The organism is Rhodococcus sp. DK176 (genome assembly GCF_038447315.2).
Lineage (GTDB): Bacteria > Actinomycetota > Actinomycetes > Mycobacteriales > Mycobacteriaceae > Rhodococcus_F > Rhodococcus_F jostii_A.
Map to the genome: position 1 here is coordinate 3,900,342 of NZ_CP118321.2, position 26,661 is coordinate 3,927,002.

The 26,661-nt window shown below is 68.3% G+C and carries 22 protein-coding genes; 10 read left to right on the forward strand and 12 right to left on the reverse strand.

Features of this window, described 5'->3' with window-relative positions:
- Nucleotides 1-53: 53 nt before the first annotated feature.
- Nucleotides 54-2,891 carry a leucine--tRNA ligase gene (gene leuS / locus PSR88_RS18395; protein ID WP_016884732.1) on the reverse strand — a complete coding sequence of 946 codons (2,838 nt, stop codon included), beginning with the start codon at nucleotides 2,889-2,891 and terminating at the stop codon, nucleotides 54-56.
- A 115-nt stretch (nucleotides 2,892-3,006) separates the two neighbouring features.
- On the opposite strand from leuS, the gene PSR88_RS18400 reads away from it, so the two are divergent.
- Nucleotides 3,007-3,408, forward strand: a complete 402-nt coding sequence (locus PSR88_RS18400) for an SdpI family protein (protein WP_016884731.1) — start codon at nucleotides 3,007-3,009, stop codon at nucleotides 3,406-3,408.
- A 22-nt stretch (nucleotides 3,409-3,430) separates the two neighbouring features.
- A complete protein-coding gene (locus tag PSR88_RS18405) occupies nucleotides 3,431-4,402 on the forward strand; it encodes a DUF1648 domain-containing protein (protein ID WP_011596229.1) in 972 nt (323 codons plus the stop codon).
- A 32-nt stretch (nucleotides 4,403-4,434) separates the two neighbouring features.
- Here the strand turns inward: PSR88_RS18405 and PSR88_RS18410 are convergent, their stop codons facing one another.
- A complete protein-coding gene (locus PSR88_RS18410) occupies nucleotides 4,435-5,112 on the reverse strand; it encodes a FadR/GntR family transcriptional regulator (RefSeq protein WP_011596230.1) in 678 nt (225 codons plus the stop codon).
- A gap of 68 nt (nucleotides 5,113-5,180) precedes the next feature.
- On the opposite strand from PSR88_RS18410, the gene PSR88_RS18415 reads away from it, so the two are divergent.
- From PSR88_RS18415 to PSR88_RS18425, 3 genes are read left to right on the forward strand one after another with little or no spacing between them, the layout of a single operon-like run.
- Entirely contained in the window at nucleotides 5,181-6,464 is a 1,284-nt protein-coding gene (locus PSR88_RS18415) for an MFS transporter (RefSeq protein WP_016884730.1), read from the forward strand.
- Complete coding sequence (locus tag PSR88_RS18420) at nucleotides 6,461-7,453, forward strand: bile acid:sodium symporter family protein (protein WP_016884729.1); 993 nt, start codon at nucleotides 6,461-6,463, stop codon at nucleotides 7,451-7,453. The genes PSR88_RS18415 and PSR88_RS18420 overlap by 4 nt, the downstream gene beginning before the upstream one ends.
- A gap of 10 nt (nucleotides 7,454-7,463) precedes the next feature.
- Nucleotides 7,464-8,246 carry a Mut7-C RNAse domain-containing protein gene (locus tag PSR88_RS18425; protein WP_016884728.1) on the forward strand — a complete coding sequence of 261 codons (783 nt, stop codon included), beginning with the start codon at nucleotides 7,464-7,466 and terminating at the stop codon, nucleotides 8,244-8,246.
- On the opposite strand, the gene PSR88_RS18430 is transcribed toward PSR88_RS18425, so the two are convergent.
- The 3 genes from PSR88_RS18430 to PSR88_RS18440 form a co-directional block, all read right to left on the reverse strand.
- Entirely contained in the window at nucleotides 8,234-8,410 is a 177-nt protein-coding gene (locus PSR88_RS18430) for a hypothetical protein (RefSeq protein ID WP_009476711.1), read from the reverse strand. The two genes, PSR88_RS18425 and PSR88_RS18430, sit on opposite strands and share 13 nt — an antisense overlap.
- A gap of 87 nt (nucleotides 8,411-8,497) precedes the next feature.
- Entirely contained in the window at nucleotides 8,498-9,103 is a 606-nt protein-coding gene (locus PSR88_RS18435; RefSeq protein ID WP_009476712.1) for a YqgE/AlgH family protein, read from the reverse strand.
- 67 nt (nucleotides 9,104-9,170) lie between these two features.
- On the reverse strand, nucleotides 9,171-9,866 hold the full coding sequence (locus tag PSR88_RS18440; protein ID WP_009476713.1) for a TetR/AcrR family transcriptional regulator: 696 nt from the start codon (nucleotides 9,864-9,866) through the stop codon (nucleotides 9,171-9,173).
- Nucleotides 9,867-10,011: 145 nt separating this feature from the next.
- Between PSR88_RS18440 and PSR88_RS18445 the strand changes: the two genes are divergently transcribed.
- The gene (locus tag PSR88_RS18445; RefSeq protein WP_009476714.1) at nucleotides 10,012-10,953 is read left to right on the forward strand and encodes an NAD-dependent epimerase/dehydratase family protein; all 942 of its coding nucleotides are present in this window, start codon (nucleotides 10,012-10,014) and stop codon (nucleotides 10,951-10,953) included.
- Between the two features lie 10 nt (nucleotides 10,954-10,963).
- Nucleotides 10,964-12,262: an MFS transporter gene (locus tag PSR88_RS18450; RefSeq protein ID WP_009476715.1), complete on the forward strand. Its 1,299-nt coding sequence runs from the start codon at nucleotides 10,964-10,966 to the stop codon at nucleotides 12,260-12,262.
- An 8-nt stretch (nucleotides 12,263-12,270) separates the two neighbouring features.
- Here PSR88_RS18450 and PSR88_RS18455 read toward each other — a convergent pair whose 3' ends face one another.
- A complete protein-coding gene (locus PSR88_RS18455) occupies nucleotides 12,271-12,681 on the reverse strand; it encodes a PaaI family thioesterase (RefSeq protein ID WP_009476716.1) in 411 nt (136 codons plus the stop codon).
- Between the two features lie 277 nt (nucleotides 12,682-12,958).
- Here PSR88_RS18455 and PSR88_RS18460 point away from each other — a divergent pair, with 277 nt between their 5' ends.
- Entirely contained in the window at nucleotides 12,959-14,494 is a 1,536-nt protein-coding gene (locus PSR88_RS18460) for a DUF4185 domain-containing protein (RefSeq protein WP_016884727.1), read from the forward strand.
- A gap of 21 nt (nucleotides 14,495-14,515) precedes the next feature.
- Here PSR88_RS18460 and PSR88_RS18465 read toward each other — a convergent pair whose 3' ends face one another.
- The 6 genes from PSR88_RS18465 to PSR88_RS18490 form a co-directional block, all read right to left on the reverse strand.
- Nucleotides 14,516-15,595, reverse strand: a complete 1,080-nt coding sequence (locus PSR88_RS18465; RefSeq protein ID WP_016884726.1) for a sulfate/molybdate ABC transporter ATP-binding protein — start codon at nucleotides 15,593-15,595, stop codon at nucleotides 14,516-14,518.
- A complete protein-coding gene (locus tag PSR88_RS18470; RefSeq protein ID WP_016884725.1) occupies nucleotides 15,592-16,398 on the reverse strand; it encodes an ABC transporter permease in 807 nt (268 codons plus the stop codon). Before PSR88_RS18470 ends, PSR88_RS18465 begins: the two co-directional genes overlap by 4 nt.
- Complete coding sequence (modA, locus tag PSR88_RS18475) at nucleotides 16,395-17,204, reverse strand: molybdate ABC transporter substrate-binding protein (RefSeq protein ID WP_016884724.1); 810 nt, start codon at nucleotides 17,202-17,204, stop codon at nucleotides 16,395-16,397. The genes PSR88_RS18470 and modA overlap by 4 nt, the downstream gene beginning before the upstream one ends.
- Nucleotides 17,201-17,605: a molybdopterin-binding protein gene (locus PSR88_RS18480; protein ID WP_009476721.1), complete on the reverse strand. Its 405-nt coding sequence runs from the start codon at nucleotides 17,603-17,605 to the stop codon at nucleotides 17,201-17,203. Before PSR88_RS18480 ends, modA begins: the two co-directional genes overlap by 4 nt.
- Nucleotides 17,606-17,690: 85 nt before the next feature.
- Entirely contained in the window at nucleotides 17,691-21,827 is a 4,137-nt protein-coding gene (locus tag PSR88_RS18485; protein ID WP_016884723.1) for a bifunctional nitrate reductase/sulfite reductase flavoprotein subunit alpha, read from the reverse strand.
- Between the two features lie 244 nt (nucleotides 21,828-22,071).
- Entirely contained in the window at nucleotides 22,072-23,523 is a 1,452-nt protein-coding gene (locus tag PSR88_RS18490) for a CCA tRNA nucleotidyltransferase (RefSeq protein ID WP_011596241.1), read from the reverse strand.
- A gap of 149 nt (nucleotides 23,524-23,672) precedes the next feature.
- Between PSR88_RS18490 and PSR88_RS18495 the strand changes: the two genes are divergently transcribed.
- Both PSR88_RS18495 and PSR88_RS18500 read left to right on the forward strand, forming a co-directional pair.
- Complete coding sequence (locus tag PSR88_RS18495) at nucleotides 23,673-24,248, forward strand: NUDIX hydrolase (RefSeq protein WP_005572816.1); 576 nt, start codon at nucleotides 23,673-23,675, stop codon at nucleotides 24,246-24,248.
- 2 nt (nucleotides 24,249-24,250) lie between these two features.
- Nucleotides 24,251-26,641: a DUF6049 family protein gene (locus PSR88_RS18500; RefSeq protein ID WP_016884722.1), complete on the forward strand. Its 2,391-nt coding sequence runs from the start codon at nucleotides 24,251-24,253 to the stop codon at nucleotides 26,639-26,641.
- The last annotated feature ends 20 nt before the right edge of the window (nucleotides 26,642-26,661 follow it).

The following is a 26,661-nucleotide window of genomic DNA, read 5'->3' on the forward strand; positions in this document are numbered from 1 at the left end:
CCTGCCGTGAGTACTAATTAACCGCCCGACGTTAACAAGTACTCACGGGCGCGTCAGCGCACTATGTTGACCATCTTGCCGGGAACGACGATCACCTTGCGGGGATCCTGGCCGTCGAGGAGTGCCACGATCTTGTCGTCGGCCAGCGCGATCTTCTCGATCTCCTCGCGCGGGGCGTCTGCCGCGACGGTCACGCGGCTCCGGACCTTGCCGTTGACCTGGATCGGGTACTCGACGGTGTCTTCCACCAGCCACTTCTCCTCGGCCACCGGGAAGGGGCCGTGGGCCAGGGACTTCTCGTGCCCGAGCCGCGACCACAGCTCCTCCGCGAGGTGCGGGGCCAGCGGTGCCAGCATCAGCACCAGCGGCTCCACCACCGAGCGGGGGGCACCGCCGGGGTACGCCTTGGTGAGGTGGTTGGTGTACTCGATCAGCTTGGCCGCCGCCGTGTTGTCGCGCAGGGCCGTGTAGTCCTCGCTCACACCGGCGATCGCCTTGTTCAGCGCGCGCAGCGTGTCCTCCGCCGGGGCGTCGTCGGTGACGCGCAGTGCACCGGACTCCTCGTCGACCACCACCCGCCACGCGCGCTGCAGGAAGCGCTGCGCACCGACGACGTCCTTGGTCGCCCACGGGCGGGACGTGTCCAGCGGGCCCATCGACATCTCGTACACGCGGAGCGTGTCGGCGCCGTACTCCTCGCAGATCTCGTCCGGCGACACGGAGTTCTTGAGGCTCTTGCCCATCTTCCCGTACTCGCGGTTGACCTCGACGCCCTGGTGGAAGAACTTGCCGTCCTTCTCCTCCACCTCGTCGGCGGGCACGTACACGCCGCGCGCATCGGTGTACGCGTACGCCTGGATGTAGCCCTGGTTGTACAGGCGGCGGTACGGCTCGCTCGAGCTGACGTAGCCGAGGTCGAACAGCACCTTGTGCCAGAACCGCGAGTACAGCAGGTGCAGCACCGCATGCTCGACGCCGCCGACGTACAGGTCGACGCCGCCGGGATCGTTGGGTCCGTGGATCTCCGGGCGCGGACCCGTCCAGTACCGCTCGTTCTCCTTGTCGCAGAACACGTCCGGGTTGGTGGGGTCGATGTACCGCAGCTGGTACCAGGAGCTGCCGGCCCACTGCGGCATCACGTTGGTGTCGCGGCGGTACGTCTGCAGCCCGTCGCCGAGGTCGAGTTCGACGTTGACCCAGTCGACGGCCTTCGCCAGCGGGGGAGAGGGCTCCGAGGACGCGTCGTCGGGATCGAACGACACGGGTGCGTAGTCCTCGACCTCCGGGAGTTCGACGGGCAGAGACGATTCCGGCAGGGCGTGCGCGTTGCCCTCGGCGTCGTACACGATCGGGAACGGCTCGCCCCAGTACCGCTGGCGTGCGAACAGCCAGTCGCGCAGCTTGTACTGGATGGTGCCCTTGCCGGTGCCGTCCGCTTCCAGACGCTCGGTGATCGCCTTCTTGGCATCGGCGACACTCATGCCGTTCAGGAAATCGGAGTTCACGATAGTGCCGTCGCCGGTGTACGCGTCCTTGGTGAGGTCGCCGCCGGAGATGACCTCGACGATGTCGAGACCGAATTCGGTCGCGAACTCGTAGTCGCGGTGGTCGTGACCCGGGACCGCCATGATGGCGCCCGTGCCGTAGCCGGTGAGGACGTAGTCGGCGATGAACACCGGCAACTTGTGCCCGTTGACGGGGTTCACCGCGTAGGTGCCGAGGAAGACGCCCGTCTTCTCCTTGTATTCCTGACGCTCGAGATCCGACTTGGCCGCGATCGACTTCCGGTACGCCGCAACCGCTTCGGCGGGAGTTGCGGCACCACCGGTCCAGCGCGAATCCACACCCTGGGGCCACTGGGCCGCAACGATGTCGTCCACCAGTTCGTGCTCCGGCGCCAGCGTCACGTACGTCGCGCCGAACAGCGTGTCCGGACGCGTCGTGAACACCTCGATCTCATGACCGTCCGCCTGGAACTTCACCTGCGCACCGTGCGAGCGCCCGATCCAGTTGCGCTGCATGGTCTTGACCTTCTCGGGCCAGTCCAGGTACTCCAGGTCGTCCACCAGACGGTCCGAGTACGCGGTGATGCGCATCATCCACTGCTGCAGGTGCTTACGGAACACGGGGAAGTTGCCGCGGTCGCTGCGACCGTCGGCGGTCACCTCTTCGTTCGCCAGTACCGTGCCCAGACCGGGGCACCAGTTGACCATCGAATCGGAGTGGTAGACGAGGCGATAGGAGTCGAGGACGGCCTCCTTCTCGGACACGGACAGCGACGCCCATTCCCGTCCGTCCTCCAGCGAGCGCGCACCCGACACGAACTCGGCCTCGAGCTCCGAGATCCGCCGGGCCTTGCCCGCCTCCTTGTCGAACCACGCGTCGTGGATCTGCAGGAAGATCCACTGCGTCCAGTGATAGAAGTCGGTGTCGGTGGTCGCGAATGTGCGGCGTTCGTCGTGGCCGAGCCCGAGGCGGCGCAGCTGCCGCTTCATGTTGACGATGTTGGCCTCGGTGGTGGTCCGCGGGTGCGTGCCCGTCTGCACCGCGTACTGCTCGGCAGGCAGACCGAACGCGTCGTAGCCGAGGGTGTGCAGCACGTTGTGGCCCTGCATGCGGTGATAGCGGGCGAACACGTCGGTGGCGATGTAGCCGAGCGGGTGGCCCACGTGCAGACCCGTGCCCGACGGGTACGGAAACATGTCCTGCACGAACAACTTGTCCGCGGGAACGTCGCCGGCGAGGGGACCGACCGGGTTGGGCGCGTTGAACGTGCCCTCCTCGCTCCACCGGTCCTGCCAGCGCTGCTCGATCTGGCCGGCGAGCTCCGCGGTGTAGCGGTGCTGCGGGGTCGCGTCGGACGGGTTGGCGGGCTGCACGTGCTCGGTCACTGTGGTCGCTATCTACTTGGCTGACATTCTGAATTAGGGGGATACCGTCAACCAGGGTAGAGCCTCACCCCACCCGGGCTCACCTGCGCGTCCGGGTCCGCCGTATCCTGGTCTCGTGTTGATTGCCTCCGTCGTGCTGTTCGTGCTCGCCGTCGCTGTCTCCGGTGTCGCCGTTGCAGGCCTCGCCGAGCGCCTCCCGCGCAACCGGTGGGCGGGTGTCCGCACCCCCGAGACGATGCGCGACGATCAGACGTTTGCGCTGGCCAACAAGGTCGCAGGGCCCACCCTGCTCGCCGCGGCCGGGCTCCTCGTGATCGGCGGAATCGCTGGAATCCTGATCGGCGGAGTCTTCGGAATCGGTGCCGTCCTCGTCAGCGTCGTGGCTGCCGCTCTCACCGCGGCGACGGGCGGATCACTCGGTGCCCGTGCCGCCGCGGCGGTGCCCGCTGCCGACACCGGCGGGTGCGGCAGTTCCTGCGGTGCGTGCGCGCTGAAGGGCGCCTGCCAGCCGTCCTGACCGGCTGCAGACGGCCCGTCCGGTGAAGTCCTCGCGCGTCGTCGACCCCGCAGGCGCAGTTTTCGGTCTCCTGCTGCCGGTCCTCGCCGCCCTGTTCGGGGTCGTCCTCACGAAGATCTGGGAACCGCGGCTGCCCGCGGAGATCGCAACCCACTGGACCACCACCTCGCCCGACGGCTTCGCCACCCCGATGTCGAGCGCCTGGACCTTTGCCCTGGTGACGGTCCTGTTCGGTGGCGGATGTGCCGCGATCGCCGCACTGGCCCAGGCGATGCTGATGATGCGCCGCACGATGCTCGTCGTCGGACTGTCCGTGGTCGGCCTGATCCTGACGGTGCAGGTGGTGCTGCTCTACGTCCAACTCGACATCACCGACGCCGCTCATACCCAACTGCCGTTGTGGTCGCTCGGCCTCGGCGTCGTGATCGGCGCGGTCGTCGGCCTGCTCGGCGCCGCCCTGCTGCGCGACTACCGGCCCCGGGTGTCCGCCACAAGTCCCCCCGACCCCCGGTTGCCGCGCGCCGACGACCCGGCGACGGTCGCGGACACGGTCGGTTTCGGCACCGTCGGCTCGCTGGTGCTGCTCCTGCTGCTCGGTGTCGCGCCCGCTGTCGCCGTCTGTCTGCTCGTCGACGGGTGGTGGCCGCTCGCGGTGTTCGTTCCGGTCGGGCTGCTGGTGGTGAGCCTGCTCCGCTTCCGGGTGATCGTCGATCCGTCCGGCATCCGGGTGGTGAACATGGGCATGACCGCATTGCAGTACGGCGTCGACGAGATCGAGGGCGCCCGCGTCGACGTGATCAAGCCGTTCGACGACTTCGGAGGCTGGGGACTCAAGGTGAAGGGCCGGCGGAACTACGGCGTCGTGACGAGGAGCGGTCCCGCCGTGATCGTCACGACGGCGTGCGGCGACCGGCTGACAGTCACCAGTGCACGGGCCGAGGACATGGCCGGGGCGCTCAACACGTTCGCCGACAGGCGGCTCCGCCACCCGTGAGTGGCCCGGGAGTGCAGGGACTCGCTAACCACTCACGGGCGGGAGGCCTGGTGCACCGCGTCGAGCACGCGGTCGAGGTAGCCGAGGGCGGCCCGGACCGCGGCGTCCGCGTCGCGGGCGGCGATCGCGTCGATGACGGCGCGATGGTCGTCGGTGGTCAGCGACGGGGGGTGGACGCCCTCGGTGAAGTCGTAGGTGGCGCGGGTGGGTTCGAGGATCCCCGCGAACAGGTCGGACAGCACCGGATTGTGCGCGGCCTCCACGACCCCGAGGTGAAATGCGAGGTCGGCGTCCGCGAACCGGGACGGCTGATCCGTCGTTCGCTGCCGCTCTTCCAGTAGCGCGGACAGGGACCGCAGGTCTTCGTCGGTGCGGCGACCGCACGCCAGCCGGACGGCCTCCGTCTCGAGGGCCCGCCGGACCTCGAAGACGTTCAGCATCTCGGCGACCGCGACCTGTCGCCCGAGCAGCCCGCCGATGTCGGTGCGGGCCCGCACGAACGTCCCGGACCCGCGCCGGATCTCGAGGATGCCCGTCGACGTCAGGGTCTTGATGGCCTCGCGCACGGTGTTGCGCCCGACCCCGAGCAGCGTCATCAACTCGGGTTCCGTCGGGATGCGCTCGCCCACCGTCCAGTCGCCCTGGGCGATCTGGCCACGCATCCAGTCCAGGGACTGCTGATACGCGGATTCGCGCCGAACCACTGCCATGTACTCATCCTCACACCTCGCCGGCTCGCGACTCCCGACCGGCCCGCCTAAACTACGTAGGACGTCCCATGTATTCGGACAGCCCGAGGAGGCGACCCCACACGTCCACGTCAACCGCTCACGCCGACACCGTCCCCACCTCCACCGTCCGCACCACCAGCCGCCACTTCCACGGCCTGAACTACCTCCTCGTCGTGCTGCTCCTCGGCGCCAACATCCCCACGGCGCTGTACTCGCTCTACCGCCACGAGTTCGGATTCACCCCTCTGGTCCAGACGCTGATCTTCGCCGTCTACGTCGCCGGACTGCTTCCCTCGTTGCTGTTCTTCGGCCCGCTGTCCGACGCACTCGGACGCCGTTTCGTGTTGCTGGCCGCCATCTCCTTCAGCCTGCTGGGCGCACTGGTCCTCGCGTTCGCCGACTCGACCATCTGGCTGTTCTTCGGCCGAATCGCCCAGGGCATCGCCGTCGGTGCGTGTTCGGCCGCCGGATCCGCCGCCCTCATCGAGCACGAACCGGCCCGGAACCTCCGCCGCGCGGGTCTCGCCGCCACCCTCACCACCGCACTCGGTGCGTCGCTGGGCCCGCTGTTCGGCGGGGCCGTCGCGCAGTACCTTCCGCACGCCCTCGTCCTGCCGTACGTGCTGTTCGCGCTGACACTGCTGCCTGCACTGATCATGGTGCTGCTGCTCCCCGCACCCACCGGCGGGCAGTCCCGCCCCACCCAGCTGTTCCAGGTCCCGCACGTCCCCGCACCCATCCGTCAGGTGTTCTGGCTGTCCTCCCTCGGAGTCGCACTGGCGTGGGGTGCCGTCGGCCTGTTCCAGTCGGTGGTCCCGACGTGGATCATCGGCCTGCTCGGCGTGAGCAACCTCGTGGTCGCCGGCGGTGCCGCCGCACTGGTCATGATCTGCTCGGTGACCGCACAACTCGTGGCCAACCGGCTCGGAACCGTGCTCTGCCGAACCCTGGGCATCGGCGCCGTCGGCGCAGGCATGATCGGGTTGCTCGTCGTCGACTTCGTGCCGTCCCTCGTCCTGCTGTGCGTCGTGACCGTCATCGTCGGTGTGGGGCACGGACTCTCGTTCGCCGGAGCGATGCGCGCGGTGGGTGCCGCCGCCGCGGAGCACGCCCCCGACGCCCAGGGCGGGACGCTCGCCGCGTTCTTCACCGTCGGCTACGTCGGTCTCGCCGTGCCGTCCATCTGCGCGGGCATCGCCATCACCGTCCAGGGCATGCACGTCGCCATCATCGAACTCGCGATCATCGGCGCCGTCCTGTGCGGCGTCCTCGCGGTGCTGAGCGTCCGCACGAAGGGTCGTGACCACGCCGTTCTACCCTTGACGCAGTGAAATTTCTCAGCCGGTTCCACCTCGACGGGTTCGTCCTCGGCATCGTCGCCGTGGCGATCCTGGGGACCGTCTTCCCCGTGTCGGGGACCGGTCAGACGGTGCTCGACTGGGCCACCCGGATCGCGATCGGCGTCCTGTTCCTGCTGTACGGCACGCGGCTGTCGCCGCAGGAGGCGCTGAAGGGGCTGAAACACTGGCGGCTGCATTCCGTCGTGTTCGCCGCGACGTTCGTGCTCTTCCCGCTGATCGGGCTCGCGCTGCGCATCCTCGTGCCGGGGGTGCTCAGCGAGGACCTGTACACGGGCATCCTGTACCTGTGCCTGGTTCCGTCGACGGTGCAGTCGTCGATCGCGTTCACGTCCATCGCCAAGGGCAACGTGGCCGGGGCGATCGTGAGCGCGTCGTTCTCCAATCTCATCGGTGTGTTCGTGACACCGGCGCTGGTGATCCTGCTGATGAACACCACCGGTGACGCCCACGTCGACTTCTCGTCGACCCTCGACATCGTGCTACAGCTTCTCCTGCCGTTCTTCGTCGGCCAGCTGATCCGGCCGTTCGTCATCGACTGGTTGCAGAAGTACTCCGAACCCACCCGGATCGTGGATCGCGGCTCGATCTTCCTCGTGGTCTTCTCCGCGTTCAGCGCGAGCATGACCGAGGGAATCTGGCACACGGTGACGGTGTGGCAGGTGATTGGTGTCGTGCTGGTGTGCTTCGTCATCCTCGCTGTCGTACTCGCCGTCACGGCAGTGGCCGGTCGGAAGTTGGGATTCTCCGTCCCCGACCGGATCGTCATCGTCTTCTGCGGATCGAAGAAGAGCCTCGCGACTGGTCTGCCGATGGCCTCGGTCCTGTTCGCGGGACATCCGGTGGGGCTGATAGTGCTGCCGCTGATGATCTTCCACCAGATCCAGCTCATCGTCTGCGCCGCGCTCGCGCAGAAGTATTCGAGGCGCAGCCGCGAGGAGTCGGCCAGTACTGTGGCATGAGGGATGTGAAATGCCGATGCCCGAGCCACTTCGTCACTGCGAGTTCCGCTTCTACGAGGAGCTGAACGACTTTCTGCCGCCGCTGCGGCGCAAGCGCACGTTCGAGCACGAATTCGATGGCACCCCGTCGGTGAAGGACCGGATCGAGGCGCTGGGCGTCCCGCACACCGAGGTGGATCTGATCCTCGTCGACGAGGTGTCGGTCGATTTCGCGCACCTGCTGCGCGGCGGCGAACGGGTCGCGGTGTACCCGATGTTCGAGCGACTCGAGCTGACCGGAGTCACGAAACTGCGTCCCCGACCGCTGCGGGACCCGACGTTCGTGCTCGACGTGCATCTCGGCCGACTCGCCCGCTACCTCCGCCTGCTGGGATTCGACACCCGCTACCGCAACGACTTCGCCGACCCGGAACTGGTGAACATCTCCCTGTCCGAGCATCGCATCGTCCTGACCCGGGACACGGGCCTACTCAAGAGGTCGGCGCTCACCCACGGCGCGTTCCTGCACGAAACCGACCCACGCCGGCAGTTGCGGGAAGTGCTGGACCGCTTCGACCTTCGGTCGCGGATCTCACCGTTCACGCGGTGCGCGCGCTGCAACGGCCTTCTCGCGCCCGTTCCCCGTGCCGAAGCGCTCGCCGAGGCGCCACCGGGCGTCGCGGGTAATGAACACGAGTTCAGTCGATGCCGCGACTGTGCGCAGCTGTACTGGCCGGGCAGCCATCTTCCGAAACTGCGCCGACGCCTGTCGGAGGTCGGGGTGACGCTCGAGGTGGATTCTCAGGATGCGTGACGCAGCTGCTCGGCGAACTCCGCCGAGCACACGCAGTCGCCGAATTCGTCGCAGTCGATGATCAGTGCGTGCCGGTCCGCGGACAACTCGACGCACGACTCGTCCGTGCACTCTGCTCCGTAGAGCGCGTGCACGATCAATGTTCCGTGACAGGTGTCGATCACGTGTGCTGTCCTCCTCACTTCTCGTTCCCCACCTCTGTTGATACCACCCGTCCCCGACAGTCCGGGGACGTGCGCGGGGTGTGTCGGCTAGTTGCGCTCGACGTCGATCGGGTGAGTGGCGAGCAGGGCGAGGGGGAGCGGCTGCCTGCGCAGCACCTGCGCCCACACGTCGACCCGGGCGGGAGCGACCACGTCCGACGCGAGCGCGGAGATCACGATCCAGTCGTCGCGCTGGAGTTCGGAGTCGAGCTGGCCGTACGTCCAGCCGGAGTAGCCGGCGAAGATCCGGACACCCTCCACCAGCGGGGCGATGACCTCGGGGTCGGAGTCGAGATCCACCATCACCACACGGCCGTGGACCCGGCGCAGACCCGCGACACCGTCGGCCTGCGCACCGGTGCGCAGCGTCGCCAGGCACAGTGCGGCGTCCCGTTTGACGGGGCCGCCGACGTACAGCGCGGACGGGCGCGCGGCGAGCGGCGCCCACTGTGGCAGCACGTCGTGCACCGCGGTTTCGCTGGGACGGTTGATGACCACGCCGAGGCTGCCGGCGTCGTTGTGCTCGATCACATAGATCACGGTGCGACGGAATGCGGGTTCGACGAGATCTGTGGACGAGACCAACAGGCTGCCGGGCCGGACCACCGGTTCCGTCGACGCCGTTCGATCTTCGGGTTCTTCTGCGTGCGCCACCTGAACATCATCCCACCGCGGCGGACGCGATGTGACGGAGGACGCGACCTGCGTCCGGTTCGCCGCTTTACGCCCCGGACAGCCCCGCCGTCTCGGCCAGAACCGCGAGGTGGTGCTCGTACAGTGCCCCCGGTGTGGTGAACGTGTCGGCGCCGTACTGCCCGAACACCTCGAAGTTCACCGCCCCGAACAGAGCCGACCAGACCAGCACGCCGCGGGCGAGCAGATGGTCGGGGGTGGTGAGTCCGAGTTCGGAGCGGATGCGGTCGAGGTCTGCCGCGAGCTCGTCGTCGATGGGCGCGGCGGCGGCCGCCTCGAGCTTGCCCGCCCGGAACGCGTTGTCGAAGATCCCGACGAGGGCGTAGATCACCCGCGTGCCCGGCGTCGTGGTCTGCTCGCCGGGCGCGTGGTAGCCGGGAACCGGGCTGCCGAACAGCAATCCGTAGCGGGCGGGCTCGTGGAGCGCCCATTCGCGCACCGCCCGGCCGAGTGCCAGGAACTGTTCCCGCGGTTCGGCGGCGGACGCGACGGCTGCCTCCGCGGCGTCGCCGAGTTCGTTGTATCCGTCGACAACGAGCAGCGTCAGCAGTTCGTCGCGGCTCTTGACGTACCGGTAGACGGCGGAGGACACGACGCCGAGGTCCCGCGCGACGGCCCGCAGCGACAGGGCCGCGGCACCGACCGCGGCCAGCTGTTCGCGTCCGATCCTCGTGATGTCCTGCAACGTCTGCTCGCGGGCGCGCTCCCGTGGTGTTCCTGGCATGGGGTCCAGCGTGGCAATTTCAGAGAGCGGTGTCAACAAACGAGAGCAGTGCTCTTGACAATGAGGTCGAGGGGGAGCATTCTCGAATGAGACAGAGAGCAGTGCTCTCGAATCGCCGAAATCGACTCACACAGCAGGAGCGGACATGTCGAACATCGAGATCGTCACCGGAGCAGGACCCGTCGGCTGGACCGTCGCCCTGCAGCTCGCCGAACAGGGGCGCCAGGTGCGGGTCCTCACACGGTCGGGCAGCGGCCCGGACCATCCCCTGATCGAGCGGCGGAAGGTCGACGTCTCCGACGCCGACGCGTTGGGTGAGGCGTTCGACGGAGCCGTCGCCGTCTACCACTGCATCCACGCCGCCTACAACGCCGACGCATGGGAGCGCGAACTCCCCGCCGCCGAGCAGACCGTGCTCGAGGCCGCAGGCCGCGTCGGCGCCGTCGTCGTGTTCCCCGAAAGCCTCTACTCCTACGACACGTCGCACCAGCCGATGACCGAGCACACGCCGCGGTCGGCCGACTCCGGCAAACGCGGCATCCGGACCCGGCTTCTGAAAGCCCGCGCCGAGTCCTCGACCCTCACCGTGAGCGTCGTCGCGTCCGACTTCTTCGGACCGCAGGTGCTGAACGCGCACGCCGGAGAGCGCATGGTGCCCGTCGTCCTCGCGGGCAAGACGATGCGCGTCCTCGGTTCCGCCGACCTGCCCCACTCGTTCACGTACGTTCCCGACTTGGCGGCCGCGATGATCGCCGCCGCCCACGACCCCGCGCTGTGGAACTCGGTGCTGCACGCACCGACCGTCCCGGCCGTCACCCAACGGCAGATGGTCGAGGCCTACGCGAAGGCCGCCGGGGTTCCCGCCCCGAAGGTGAGCACCCTGCCCGGCTGGGTGATCCGCGGCGGCGGGCTCGTGCACCAGGGGAGCCGCGAGCTGGCCGAGATGCTGTACCAGTTCGAGGAGCCGTTCGTGATGGACTCGTCCGAGAGCGAGGCCCGGCTCGGACTGGCCCCGACCCCGCTGGACCGCGCCGCCGAGGAGACCGTCCAGTGGTGGCAGGACAGGTCGGTCGCGGCCGCCGGATAGGGTCCTGTGAATGGCGAAACAGCTCGGCGACCGGCGCGAGGCGTGGCGCAGAACGGCGTACACCCTCCGGCGGTCGCCCGGGCTGGCCCGCCTCGCGACGGTGCGATTCGCCAGTCAGCTGGGCGACGGCATGTTCCAGACGGCACTCGGCGGCGCGATTCTGTTCAACCCGGAGCGCGCAACGGATCCCGTCACGATCGCCGCCGGTTTCGCGGTACTACTGCTCCCGTACTCGGTGATCGGACCGTACGCGGGCGCGCTCCTCGACCGCTGGGATCGCCGCGCCGTGCTGCTGTGGGCGAATGTTCTGCGCGGACTGCTGATTCTGCTGACCGCCGTGTTGCTGGAGACGGGGACCGGTGAGTCCGCGCTCCTCCTCCTGGCGCTCGCCGCCATCGGAGTGAGCCGTTTCGTTCTCGCGGGAGTCTCGGCGGCGCTGCCGCGAGTGGTGCACCGGTCCTGGCTCGTGGCCACCAATTCGGTGCTCGCCACCGCCGGCTCCGTCGTCGCCGCACTCGGAGCAGCGACGTCCGTCGCCATCATCTCCCTCGTGGGCGCCGGCGATCGCGGCTCGGGAATCGCCGTCGCGACAGCCGCCTGCGGTTCCGCGGTGGCCGCATTCGCGGCGTCGCGCTTCCACCATCGGCTGCTCGGCCCGCACGCCGACGAGAAACCCGAATACGGGGCGGTCCGCGCCGTCGCCGCCGGACTGCGCAACGGGGCGGTCGCCGTGTGGCAGTCACCGGGCGTCACAACGGCGATGATCGGAATAGGCACGCACCGGATCGTTTTCGGTGTCAACACGTTGATCATGGTCCTGGTACTCCGGGACACCGCCACCGTCAGCGCCCTGCCGGGCGGTCTGGCCGGGTTCGGCGTCGCCGTCGGCGCCACCGCCGCGGGCATGCTGCTGGCGGCGATCTCGACACCGTTCCTGATTCCGCGCGTCGGACGGTCGCGCACCATCGTCGGCGGCCTGATCCTCGCCCTCGTCGTGCAGTGCACGCTCGTCGCGACGCTCACGCAGGCTTCGCTGCTGTGCGGTGCGCTCCTCCTTGGATTCGCCGGGCAGTCCATCAAACTCACCGGTGACGCGGCGATGCAGATCGAGATCGAGGACGACCGCCGCGGACAGGTGTTCGCCCTGCAGGACACGGTGTTCAACGTGGCCTTCATCGCGTCGATCGCCGCGGCCTCCCTGGTGATCGCCCCCGACGGCCGGTCACTCGGGCTGGTGTTGGCGGGTGGCGCGGTCTACGGACTCGGACTGCTCGGCGTCCTGTTCAACTCCCGACGCGAACCCGCCTGAGAACCGCCCTATTTCGACCCCGGCATCGGCACGTTCTGTAGCCGCACCTGACCGCGGGCCACCTCCTTGCCGGTGTCGGTCGCGGTGATCACCACCGACCACAACTGCTGCACCCGGCCCTGCTGGATGGGCACCGCGACCACATCGACCCGCCCCTCGGTGCGGGCCCGCAGGAAGTCGGTGCCGTTGTGCACACCCACCGCGAACTCACCACGGTCGGCGACGGCAGTGCTCGCACCGATACTCGCGGCCGATTCGACCGCCGTCGTGTAGACGCCGCCGTGCACGACTCCCCACGGTGTGTGGTGGTCGGCGGACAGGTCGATGTGGCCGACGACCTTCGTCCCCGACACCTCGTCGAGTTCCAGGCCGGCAGCGGCGACGAAGGCGCTCGCCGCCTCCCGGGTCAGATCGGTCATGATGCGTTCTCCTCGTCGAACACTCGGTTAGTTTGAAATCCCAACCCACTGTGCCCGGCTTCGGCACCGACGTCAATGGTCCCGGTAGTACCGGTTTCACCTGTGCACGATGACATTCTCCTGTGTGACAGTGAGACCGCACTGTGACCGGACGGGCCGGGCTCGTGCGCTGAGGATGCCGTCGCCGGGTGTTATCTTCAACGCGAACGTGCAGGTCGGTCCACTAGTACTCCGACCACCGATCTGGAGGGGTCCCGTGGTCGAGAAGTCATGGTCTGTGGCCGGAGTGCCGCTGTGCGTCGCCGCCGTGGTGGCCGCGACGATCGGCTTCACCGCCGCCCCCGCCGCGGCCGAGACCACTCCGTGGCTGCCGGTGAACGCGTGCGGCGAGACCGGGTTCAACCCGGCCAAGGAACCGCCGAGTCCGGGCGGCGGTCCACTGCTTCCGCCCATTCCCCCGACCGTGAGCATCCCGATCCCGTACCCCGACTTCGTGCCGGTGCCGGTCCCCGGACCGACCGCCGACCAGACGCGTGTCGCCCAGGACCTTCCCGCCGACCCGTGCGCGGACCCGTGCCCCGACCTCACCGATCCGGTCGACGAACCGGAGACCGAGCCCGGGTCCTCCGGCTCTGCAGGCTCTTCCGGTTCCGCGGGGTCGTCGGGTTCGTCCGGCTCGAGTGCGCTGCCGATCCCGAAGATCTCGATCGATCCGCGTCCCGAGACCATTCCCATCCCCGTTCCCGGCGGCCCCGGACCCGAGCCGCAGCCGGCGCCTCCCGTCGAGATCAACCCCGCCGAACGTGGTTCCCTCACCGCACCCGTGGCGAAGCCGGAGGTCGGCGACGTCCAATTGGTGTCGCAGCTGACGGGCCGTGGTTCGGAGAACCGCACGGACAAACGCTGGCAGGTCGACGGCACCGACCTCGGCATCACCTGGGAGACGAAACCCGGTGAGGTCGCGGTCGCGTTCGGGGACACGTTCGGCAAGGACTGGGCTCCACCCGGCGCGTTCGGCGAGGACTGGCGGAGCAACGTTCTCGGCCACAGCACCGACACCGACCTGTCCGACGGCATGACCATCGACAGCATGGTCCAGGACAGCCGGTGCCATGCCGCCGAGATCATCGACAGCAGGCACATCAACAACTTCGAGACCACCACCATCCCCACGTCGGGGTTCGCGATCGGTGACCGTCAGTACCTCAGCTACATGTCGGTGAAGCGCTGGAGCATGGTCCCCGGCATGTGGTACACGAACTACGGCGGCATCGCGTACTCCGACGACAACGGGCAGACCTGGACCAAGGACCAGCATGCCAAGTGGGACAACATCTTCGGCGCCCGATTCCAGGTGTCCGCGATGGTGCCGCAGGGCGACTACGTGTACATGTTCGGCACCCCCAACGGGCGGATCGGCACCATCGGCCTGGCCCGGGTGCCGGTCGATCAGGTCCTCAACACCACGTCGTACCAGTACTGGTCGGACGGCACGTGGACCCCGGTGTCCCAGCACCTCGCCACCCCCATCGTCGGTGGAGTGGCCAGCGAACTGTCTGTCCGCTACGACGCGACCGCGGGCACCTGGCTGATGAGCTACCTCGAGCCCGTCGGCGGCTCGATCATCCTGCGGCAGTCGTCGAGCCCGCAGGGTGTGTGGTCGGACGGCGCGACGCTCGTCGACACGGCCGACTACCCGATGGCATACGGCGGCTTCATGCATCCGTGGTCGACGGACAAGGATCTGTATTTCACGATCTCGGAGTGGGACAGCTACAACGTCTACCTGATGCACGCGTCCCTGCACCCGTGAGTACTTGTTAACCGCCCGCGGTTAACAAGTACGCACGGCATGGAGGGCGACCTCGGTGGCCTTGACGACGAAGAACACGTCCAACCCCGGAACCAGATCGAGTTCCGCGACGGACGCCGCCGTCACGTCGGCGCTGAGCTCGAACCGGCCTCCGGCTTCGGCGGCGCGCACCCGGACCGTCGGCCCTCGCACCTCGATCTCCGAGATGGACACCCGGAAGACGTTGCGCGGACTGCCTTCCGGGGAGCGCCGGTGGACGGCCACCGAATGGGGAGCGAACACCGCGACCGCAGGCGCACCCGGCACGAAATCGGCGTCGGGCAGGCCGTGCAGCCGAACACCGGTCTCGGTCTCGAAGCCGTCCTGCGCCCCGAACACGGGAACGAGATTGAGCCCGGCGATTCGCGCGGCGAACGCACTGCGGGGGCGGGTCAGCACGTCTCGTACCGAACCGAATTCGACCACCTCACCGCCCTCGACGACGATCACCCGGTCGGCCAGCGCCAGCGCGTCGAGGATGTCGTGGGTGACCACGACCGCGGTCCGGTTGCCTTCCCGCAGCACCCGTCGGAGCAGGACGCGCAGGGCGGGCGCCGCGGCCACGTCGAGTGCTGCCATGGGTTCGTCGAGCAGGAGGGCCTGAGGCTCGGCCGCGAGGGCCCGCGCCACCGCGACCCGCTGCGCCTGCCCCCCGGACAGCTCGTGCGGACGGCGGTCGGCGAACTGCGTCGCATCCACTGCGTCCAGCCATTTCTCGGCGATCGCCCGCGCCTCCCGCCGTCCCCGGCCGGCACTGCGCGGGGCGAATGCCACGTTGGCGGCCACCGTCAGATGCGGGAACAACAGCGCCTGCTGCGCGAGCAGCGCAATTCCGCGCCGGTGCGGGGGCACGGCGACGCCGCGGGTGGTGTCGGTGAGCACGCGACCGTTCAGTTCGACCCGTCCGAAGTCGGGGCGCACCAGGCCTGCGACCACGGACAGTGCCGTCGACTTGCCGGCACCGTTCGGCCCGAGCACAGCCAGCACCTCGCCCTCGCCGAGGTCGAACCCCACGTCGACGCCACGCGCATCCACCCGCGCCGTGGCGCTCAGGCCGGTCATACTGCAGCCCTCGACGCCCAGCCCCGCGAACCCACCACGATGAGCACCGCGACCACGACCAGCACCAGCGACAACGCCACGGCCGCATCGGCATCGGTCTCACGCTGCAGGTAGATCTCGAGCGGCAGGGTTCGCGTGACGCCCTGCAGACTGCCCGCGAACGTCAGTGTTGCCCCGAACTCGCCGAGCGCCCGCGCGAACGACAACACCGCCCCGGACACCAGCCCGGGCAGCACCAGCGGCAGCGTCACCCGCCGGAAGACGGTGGTCGGGCTCGCACCGAGCGTCGCGGCGGCGTGCTCGTACCGGCTGCCCGCGGTCCGGAGCGAGCCCTCGAGGCTCACCACCAGGAACGGCAGCGCGACGAACGTCTGCGCGAGCACCACGGCGGTGGTGGTGAACGCGATGTGGATCCCCGCGACCTCGAGGTGCTGCCCGATCAGGCCCTTCCGGCCGAACGTGTACAGCAGGGCGATGCCCCCGACCACCGGTGGAAGCACCAGCGGCAGGAGCACCAGCGACCGCAGCACGTGCAGTCCGCGAAAACTGCTGCGCGACAGCACGGCCGCCATCGGGACACCCAGCAGGACGCACAGCACGGTGCTCAGGGCGGCGGTCCGCAGGCTCAGTTCCAGCGCTGCGAGCGAGGATTCGGACGTGACCAGTTGGAAGAACCGCGACCAGTCGACGCTCGCCAGCATCGCGAACAGTGGCAGGACGACGAACAGTCCGCCCAGTGCCGCCGGAACGAAGATCCAGCCCGGAAGCCCGGACGGGACTCTGACGCGCGCCGCCCGGATCACGGCTGGGCGAACCCTGCCCTCGCCAGCACTGCCTGACCGTCGGGTCCCGTGACGAGGTCGACGAAGCCCTGCGCTGCGTCCGGTGTCTTCGAAGCGGACAGCGTCGCAATGCGATAGGTGTTCACAGCCTGCGCGGCCTCGGGGAACGCCACGGCCGTCACCTTGTCGCCCGCGCTCGCCGCGTCGGTGACGTACACCAGTCCGGCGTCGGCCTGGCCGGCCGTCACCTTGTTCAGCACGTCGGTGACCGACGACTCCTCGCTGACCGGGCTGAGGTCGACACCCGACGCGGTCTCGACCTTCTGCGTCGCGGAACCGCACGGAACCTGCGGGGCACACGTGACCACCAGCGTCCCCTCACGGTTCAGATCCGCGAAAGACGTGATCCCCTTGGGGTTTCCGGGTGCCGTCACGATGGTCAGGGTGTTGGTGGCGAAATCGACGGGACTGCCCTCGACGAGCCCGGCGTCGACCACCTTCGTCATGTTGTCGGTGTCGGCGGACGCGAACACGTCGGCCGAGGCGCCCTGGTCGAGTTGAGCGGCGAGGTCGGAGGATCCCGCGAAGCTGAACTCCACGTGCGATCCGGGGTTCGCGGTCTCGTACATCTGGCCGAGTTCCGTGAACGTGCCCTTCAGCGACGCGGCGGCGAACACCGTGATGTCGCCAACCGGCGCGGACGCGGACGCCGGCTCGGCCGAACCCGAGGCTCCGCTGTCGTCGTTCGAACCGCAACCGGTGAGAAGACCGAGACCGAGCGCGGCCGCGGCAGCCCCCGTCGTGGCCCGGCGCCAGGACATTCTCATGAAATTCCTCCAGGTGTTTCGACGATCACCGTGGTCGACTTGACGACGGCGACCGCGACCTTGCCGGGCTCGAGCCCGAGATCGCGGACGGCTTCGCTGCTCATCAGGGAGACGACGCGAAAAGGCCCGCACTGCATCTCGACCTGGGCCATCACCTTGTCCATCACCACCGCGGTCACGATTCCGGTGAATCGGTTACGCGCCGAGGACTCCGATCCGAGCAGATCGGGGGACTTCGACGCATTGGCGCGCGCGAACTCGGCGAGCGCCGGGCCGTCGACGACCTTGCGGCCCGACTCGTCCTTCTCCGCCGCGAGGCTGCCGTTGTCGATCCACCGCCGGACCGTGTCGTCGCTGACGCCGAGCAGTTCTGCTGCCTGTCGTATCCGGATACCCGTCATCCGAGAATTGTCCGCGCATGCGTCATACCGACATCCTATGTCGGCAAATACGGACCGATCAAGTGCGTCTTTCCGCAGATGCGGATCAGTACACGTCGCGCACGTAGCGCTTGTCGGTCGCGAGCTGCTTCATGTACAGCTCGGTGTCCTCTTCGTCCATGCGCCCATGGGTGCGAACGACTTCACGGACGGTCTCGTCGACGTCCTTCGCCATGCGGCTGGCGTCGCCGCAGACGTACAGCGAGGCACCCTCCTGCATCCAGCCCCACAGCTTGGCGCCGTGCTCGCGAATGCGGTCCTGCACATAGATCTTCTGCCGCTGGTCCCGGGAGAAGGCCGCATCGAGGTGGGTGAGAAATCCGTCGCGGTGCATAGCTTCCATCTCCTCGCGGTAGTAGAAGTCGGTAGCCTCGTGCTGCTCACCGAAGAACATCCAGTTCTTGCCCGTGTGACCCAATTCCCGGCGTTCGTGCAGGAATCCGCGGAACGGAGCGATGCCGGTACCGGGACCGACCATGATCATCGGTGCATCGGCGGCCTGCGGGGGACGGAAGTGCGCCGACTTCTGCACGAAGATCGGCACGTCGGCCTCGTCGCAGTGATCGGCGAGGAACGTCGAGCAGACCCCGGCGCGGTTCTTGCCCTCGTGGTTGTAGCGCACCGCGGAGACGGTCAGCTGCACCTCACCCGGATCGACCTTGGGGCTCGACGAGATCGAGTACAACCGCGGCTGCAGGCGCTTGAGGACGCTCAGCCACTCGTCCGCGTCGGCGTCGACCCCGTACTCCGCCAGCACATCCATCGACTGCCGCCCCCACAGCCACTGCTGGAGCGCGATCTTGTTCTGCGGGCGCAGCAGCCGCGCCAGCTCGGTGTCCTGGGTGCGGCTCTGCACGAACCGCAGCAGCTCGGGGGTCACCTTCGTGATCTCGAGCTTCGTGCGCAGCGCCTCGCGCAGCGTCATCTCCGGCAGGTCCGGCAACTTCACGGGCGTGTCCGGGATCGATCGGGTGACCTTCAGCCACTCGTCGACGACGGCGTCGCTGTTGGTCGGCCAGACACCGAGAGCGTCGCCCGCCTCATAGGTGAACTCCGGATCGCTCACTTCGAAACCGAACTGCCGCACGTCCTTCGACGATCCGGCCGCGCTGAGCGGAATGTTCTTCGTCAACCGCGTGATCAACGGCGTCTTCCGGGTGAACGTCGCCGCCTTCTTCGCTGCGGGCCGGGCAGGTGCGGGTGTGGACGCCACCACGGTCGCACCGTCGGCCGCCGCACGCTCCCGGACCAGCTTCTGGACCTGGGTCAGCCACTGACGTGCCTGCTCCTCGTAGTCGGGTTCGCAGTCGACCCGCTCGGTGAGACGCTTCGCCTCCAGCTGCTCCAGCCGGGCGTCGATCCGCTTGCCGTGCCCGCAGAAGTCGTCGTAGTTGGAATCACCGAAAGCCAGCACGGCGTACCGGGTCTGCGACAACTTCGGGGCCTCGTCGCTGCTGAGCGCGGACCAGAAGCTGCTGCCGTTGTCGGGGGCGTCGCCGTCCCCGAACGTGCTGGTGATGATCAGGAGGTCGCGGACGTCGGCGAGGCCTGCGACGTCGTAGTCGTCCATGCTCGTCAGACGGGTGCCGTGCCCGGCCGCTTCGAGTTGTTCGGCACATTCGGCGGCGAACTCCTCGGCGTTGCCGGTCTGCGACGCCCACACCACCACCACGGGGTGCTGTACCGATTCAGCGTTCGCGTCCGGCACCACGACACTCTGCGGAACGTCGGAACGGGAGAACAGCCCCGCCATGAGACCGTCCAGCCACACTCGCTTGGACCCCGAGATCGGTGCGCTTCGCGGAAGAACCGGAACGCCCTGGATCGCGGTGGACTGCAGCCCCGACAGCAGCCCGGCGAGGTACATGCGTTCGTGTTCGTCGAAAGTGGGGGAGGCGGAGTCGTCCAGGCCCAGGATGCGGCTCATCTCCGCGGCGGGCGAACCCTGCGCGAGGGTGAGCGCCCCACCGGTCTCCGGGACCTCCGGCGCCGACACCGGGGCCACCCGGGTCAGGGAGACGGCGCACGCCTTGAACTCCGGCTGGAAGGACGTGGGATCGACGGCGTCATTGGTGACGGCGTTGATGCTGAGGTACTCGCCGAAGGAGTCGTTCCAGTGGAACGGGGCGAAACACCCGCCGGCCAGGACGCGGTCGCTGACGACGGCGGGAAGGACGGCGCGACCGCGCCGCGACGCGACCTCCACCTTGTCGCCGTCGGCGATCGAAAGCTTCTGCGCATCAGCGGGATTGATCTCGACGAACGGGCCGGAGTTCAGCTTGTTGAGCTTGGCCACCTTGCCCGTCTTCGTCATCGTGTGCCACTGGTGCTGCAGGCGACCGGTGTTAAGGACGAAGGGGTAGTCGTCGTCGGGCATCTCGGCGGGCAGCATGTGCGGGCGCGGGAAGAAAGCGGCCTTGCCGGTCGCGGTGGCGAACGCCAGCCGGGGGAGTGAACCGTCGGGAGCCGACAGCAGGTTCTGGCTCACGCCGTCGTTGACGTAGCGGAGGGGGTTGCGGTCGGTGCGGTTGCCGGGCGGGCTCGGCCACTGCACCGGTGTCTCCCGCAGACGGTCGTAGGTGATGCCGCGAAGGTCGTAGCCGGTCCTGGGATTCCAGGTGCGCTTGATCTCCTCGAACACGTCCTCCGAGGAGTCGTAGGTGAACGCGTCCGCGTATCCCATCTCGCAGGCGACACGGGCGATGATCTGCCAGTCGGGCAGTGCCTGACCCGCCGGATCGACGGCCTGCTGCAACAGGGTGAGGTTGCGCTCGGAGTTGATCATCACCGAATCCGACTCCGCCCACAGCGCCCCGGGCAGCAGGATGTCGGCGTAACCGTTGGTCTCGGTGTCGAGGAAGACGTCCTGCGTGATCACGAGCTCGGCGGCCTCGAGGCCCTCGATCACCGTCCGCCGGTTCGCAACGGTGGCAACGGGATTGGTGCAGATGATCCAGCAGGCCTTGATCTCACCCGCCACCATCCGCTCGAACATGTCGACGGTTCCGGTGCCGACCTCCGTGCGGATACTGCCCTCCGGCAGCTCCCACAGATCCTCTATGAACGCCCGGTCGTCGGCGGCGAGCACCGACCGTTGCCCCGGCAGGCCGGGGCCCATGTACCCCATCTCGCGGCCACCCATCGCATTGGGCTGACCGGTGAGGGAGAACGGGCCGCTGCCCGGACGGCAGATCGCACCGGTGGCCAAGTGCAGGTTGCAGATCGCGTTGGTGTTCCACGTGCCGTGCGTGCTCTGGTTCAGCCCCATCGTCCAGCAGCTCATCCAGTTCTCGGCCTCACCGATCCACTGGGCGGCCCGACGGATGTCGGATTCGGGGATGCCGGTGATCTCCGCGACCTTCTCGGGGGTGTACTCCTCGAGGAACTCCGGCATCACCTCCCAGCCCTCGGTGAACTCGGCGATGAACTCGGGGTCGGTGTGCCCGTTCTTCACGAGCAGGTGCAGCAGGCCGTTGAGCAGCGCGAGGTCGGTGCCCGGCGCGATCTGCATGAACAGGTTCGACTTGTCGGCCGTCGCGTTGCGGCGCGGGTCGACCACGATCAGCTTGGCGCCGGCCTTGACGCGGTCCATCATCCGCAGGAACAGGATGGGGTGACAATCCGCCATGTTGGCGCCGATCACGAAGAACACGTCGGCCTTGTCGAAGTCCTGGTACGACCCGGGCGGGCCGTCCGCACCCAACGACTGCTTGTAGCCGGTGCCCGCACTGGCCATGCACAGCCTCGAGTTGGATTCGATCTGGTTGGTGCCCACGAAGCCCTTCGCGAGCTTGGTGATCAGGTACTGCGCCTCGATGGACATCTGACCGGAGACGTAGAAGGACAGGGCGTCCGGTCCGTGCTCGTCGAGTTGTGCCTTCAGCCGGCGCGCGGTCTCGCTGATGGCGGCGCCGACGTCGATCGAGGTGGGTGCCTCCCCGCGCTCATCGCGGACGTACCCGGTTTCCATCCGGCCACCGGCCACCAGCATCTCGGCGCTCGTCGCCCCCTTGGTGCACAGCCGCCCGAAGTTGGTGGGATGGTCCTTGTCGCCGGACGCCTTGAGTACACGGCGCGCACTGGTCTCGGGATCGATCCCGACCTCGAGCACCATGCCGCAGCCGACACCGCAGTACGAGCAGGCGGTCTTCACGGTGGAAGTCCCGGCTTTCTGCTGCTGCATCGACTTAGCTCCTCACCTGCACGGTCGCAGCCTGTCCACCCGGCTCACGACCTGTATCAATGCTGCCGTGAACCGTGTTTCGTCGGGATTAACCCCCGTGAGCGTTCGGTGACGTCTCTCGCACCCGGACCCGGGCCCGGTGGTGATGTCAACCAGGCCGTGTGACCGTCGTCACCTCAGGTGAACGGCCGCCCGAAAGCGGAATAAGGAGATGAGACGTCGACCCGAACGGATCGACGCTCGGTCAGCCCTGCTGCGTGGCCCACCACGACAGCAGTTCGGCCTCGGCCTCGTCGCGGCTGAGGGGGCCACGATCGAGCCGGAGCTCCTTCAAATACTTCCACGCCTTACCGACGTCGGGGCCCGCCGGAATGCCGAGCAACTCCATGATCGCGTTGCCGTCGAGGTCAGGGCGCACCCGCGCGAGATCTTCCTGCTCGGCGAGCCGGGCGATCCGCTCCTCGATGTCGTCGTATGTCGCCTGCAGGGCGGCCGCCCGCCGCTTGTTACGGGTGGTGCAATCGGCGCGGACCAGCTTGTGCAGCCGCGGCAGCAGCGGGCCGGCATCGGTCACGTACCGGCGCACGGCGGAATCCGTCCACTGACCCTTGCCGTAACCGTGGAACCGCAGGTGGAGGAACACCAGCTGCGAGACGTCGTCGACCATCTGCTTCGAATACTTCAGCGCCCGCATCCGCTTGCGGACCATCTTCGCGCCGACCACCTCGTGGTGGTGGAAGCTCACACCACCGCCCGGCTCGTTGCGCTTCGTGTCCGGTTTACCGATGTCGTGCAGCAGCGCCGCCCACCGCAACACCAGGTCGGGGTCGCCGTCCTCGAGGTCGACGGCCTGCTTCAGCACGGTCAGCGAATGCCAGTACACGTCCTTGTGCTGGTGGTGCTCGTCGATCTCGAGCTTCATCTGCGGCACCTCGGGCAGCACGAAATCGGCGAGACCCGTCTCGCACATCACGTTCATGCCGTCGATGGGGAACTCGCCGAGGATCAGCTTGTCGAGTTCGGCCCGCACGCGTTCGGCCGTGATCCGCTCGATCTGAGGCGCCATGTCGACGATGGCCTGATGCACACGCTCGTGCAGCGTGAACCCCAGCTGGGACACGAACCGGGCGGCCCGCAACATGCGCAACGGATCGTCGTTGAAGGAGTTCTCCGGCGCCGACGGCGTGTCCAGCACCCCGGCCAGCAGCGCGTTCATGCCGCCCAGAGGGTCGACGAAGTCCTGCGATCCGTCCGCACCGATCCGCACGGCCATCGCGTTGACCGTGAAATCGCGCCGCACCAGATCGTCCTCGAGCTTCGTCCCGAACTGGACGACCGGATTGCGCGACACCCGGTCGTAGGCGTCGGCGCGATACGTCGTGATCTCGATCTGCTGACCCGCCTTGGCGGCGCTGATCGTCCCGAACTCGATGCCCGTGTCCCACTGGTTGTCGGCCCAGCCTGACAGCAGTTTCTGCACCCGCTCCGGGTGGGCGTCGGTGGTGAAGTCGAGGTCGGTGCCGAGGCGGCCCAGGATCGCGTCCCGGACACTGCCCCCCACCAGGTACAACTCGTGACCGGCGGCGGCGAACCTCTCACCGAGCGGCGTCAGGACTTCGGACAGCTCGCGCAGCGTCACCGCGGCGCCGGCAAGCAGTCGCGTACGGCGCTCGTCGTCGAGAGAAGGGGCAGTCACGTCCAGGAAGCTTACCGAGGTGCGCAAATAGCGAGATACGCATACACGCTGTCACCTCGCCGTTCGGTTCACCACAGGTGTGTCACGAAGCGTCTCGGTTCGGGTGCGGCGTTCCGGTGGAGACGGCAAAGCCAACTACTATCGATGGGGTGTCTGCTGCCGAACGTGCGAACAGGAGTCGCCGCAACTCGCGGCGGCGCGGCGCCGTCGGCAAACCCGCGAAACCCCACATGAGGACGGTTCGCGAAACTTCGGCGGGCGGGCTCGTCGTCAACGGTCTCGGCGGACCGCGGGAGAATCTGTGCGCCGCGCTGATCGGACGCACCGACCGACGCGGGCGGTTGCTGTGGTCGCTGCCCAAGGGACACATCGAGCAGGGCGAGACCGCCGAACAAACCGCGATGCGTGAGGTCGAGGAAGAGACCGGCATCCAGGGCACCGTCCTCGCGTCGCTCGGCAGCATCGACTACTGGTTCGTCACCGAGGGCCGACGGGTCCACAAGACCGTCCACCACTATCTGCTGAGATGCCTCGGTGGGGAACTGTCGGACGAAGACGTGGAAGTCACCGAGGTAGCGTGGGTGCCGCTCGCCGAGCTGGGATCACGCCTGGCCTACGCAGACGAACGGAAACTCGCAGAAATCGCCGGTGACTTGATCTCCAAGATGACTACCACCCCGACCGCTCCCGACCTGAAGCTCCAGAAGGGGCCAGACGCCGGATGAGGATGGCTTTGCGTCGGGTCGGTGCCGTGACGTTGACCGCACTCGCGGTCGTTCTGGCTCCCACCAGCACCGTGGTGGCTGCGGCCCAGGACCCGGTGCCGCCCGAGAGCGCCGGGACCCAGACGGTCGACGAGGACCCCGAGTTTCTCGAACTGCACATCGACGACGTCACGCCGTCCACGGTCACCACCACCAGCGACCCGTTCGTCACCGTCACGGGCTCGGTGAAGAACATCGGTGACCGCACGGTCCGCGACGTCGGCGTGCGGTTGCAGCGCGCTCCCGCCGTCGCGAGCAGCGAGGGCCTCCGTACGTCCCTCACCCTCGATCAGTCGCGGTACGACACGGTCGGCATGTTCGACACGGTCGCGGGCCGCCTCGACGAGGGGCAGAGCAAGCAGTTCACGTTGTCGCTGCCACTGCGGTCCGACACCGACATCTCCCTCGACATCACCGAACCCGGCGTGTATCCGCTGATGGTGAACGTGAACGGCACCCCCGAGTACGGCGGTGCGGCGCGTCTCGACGACGCCCGTTTCCTGCTCCCCGTGTTCGGGGTCCCCGGCACTCCGGCCGTGCCCCCGGACATCTCCAGTCCCGTCGCCGTCACCATGATGTGGCCGCTCGCCGACCGGCCCCGGCTCGCGGCGGGGGTGCCCGGCTCCGTCACCGAACCGGTCCGTCTCGTCGACGACGACCTCGCGACCTCGCTCGCGGACGGCGGCCGCCTCGACGAACTGCTGGCCGCGGCGGAGTTCGCCACCCGGGAGAGCGTCGACCGCGATCACACGCTCCGGGACAGTCTGTGCCTGGCCGTCGACCCGGACCTGCTGATCACCGTCGAGAACATGGCGCGTGGATATCTGGTGGTGGACGACCCGTCCGATCCCACCGGTTCCGCGCACGAGGGCGCCGGTAAGGATGCCGCGTCGGCGTGGCTCGACCGCGCCCGGTCGCTGGCCGCGTCCATGTGCACCACGTCGGTGCCGTTCGCGCAGGCCGACCTGTCCGCGATCACCGAGGTCGCGAACCCGGACCTCACCGCGACCGCCGTCGAAGCCCCCGCGGACATCGTCGACAACGTTCTGGGTGTCACGTCGCTGCGCAATTTCGTGTGGAGCGACGCCGGGGTGCTCGACGACGCGACGGCCCAGATGCTCCGCGGAGACGAGGCGACCACCACGCTCGTGGCCGCGAATTCCATCGACACGACGACACCCCGCGACAGCGCCCACGTCATCGAGGCGACACCGCCCCCCGCGCCCGTTCCCGCGAACGGGGAGACGACCCCGGCGGCCACCGAGACGCCCGCCGCCACCGGAAGCGTCGACGCGCTGCTGTTCGATCCCGCGGTCGGCACGGCGCTCGCGGCCATGGGGGCGACACCGCAGACCCCCTCGTACACCCCGGAGCGCGCGCGGTACGACCTCTCGGACGATTCCCAGACCGCCCGGCTGCAGGACGCGCTCGGCGCGGTGTCCTGGTCTGCCCTCGAACCCGAGGCCGCACGGGCCGCCGGCACCCCGCGATCGCTGATGGTGGTGCCACCGCAGCTGTGGACGGCAGGCGCCGAGGACGCGAAGACACTGCTGTCCACGGTGTCCTCGCTGATGCGCTCGGGGCTGGCGACGCCCCGGCCACTGCCCGCGATCCTGGGACGGCAGCCCGGATCACCCGAGATCGCGACCCTGGAGTACCCGGATCAGGCCGCCGAGGACGGCGTCCCCGCCCACATCCGCGACGCCGCCGCCACGCAGACACCCCGCATCGAGGCACTGAACGCCGCGCTGGTCGACGACCCGCAGGCCCCGCTCACCCCGGAACGCTTCACCGCACCGCTGCGGGAGGACCTCCTGCGCTCGATGAGCCTCGCGCATCGCCGCGACGACGAACGACGGTCCGCGGAAGAGGCGTCCGACGTGCGCGCCGACGAGGTGGCCGAAACCATGGACGACCTGTTCGGGGCCGTCACCGTCGTGTCGCCGGGCGGCGTCTACACGCTGGCCTCGGAACAGAGCCCACTGCTGCTGGTGGCCAGGAACGACCTGCCGGTCGGGATCACCGTCCGCCTCCAGGTGGATGCGCCGTCGGGGATGACCATCACCGACATCGGCCCCACCACACTGCCCCCGCGCGGCAGTCGCACCCTCACCGTTCCCACCGAGGCCAACGACTCCCGCAAGCTCGTCGTCAAATTCTCTCTGACCACCGCCGATGGACAGCAACTGGGAGAGCCGACCAGCGTGACGGTACGGTCCAACGCGTACGGGCAGGCATTGGCGATACTGACAGCATGCGCGGGTGCTCTGCTGCTGTTCCTCGCCGGCCGCCGGCTGTGGCATCGATTCCGCGGCCAGCCGGATCCAGCTGACGAAGGGTACGAACGTTCATGACCGGGAACTTGCCCAGTAGG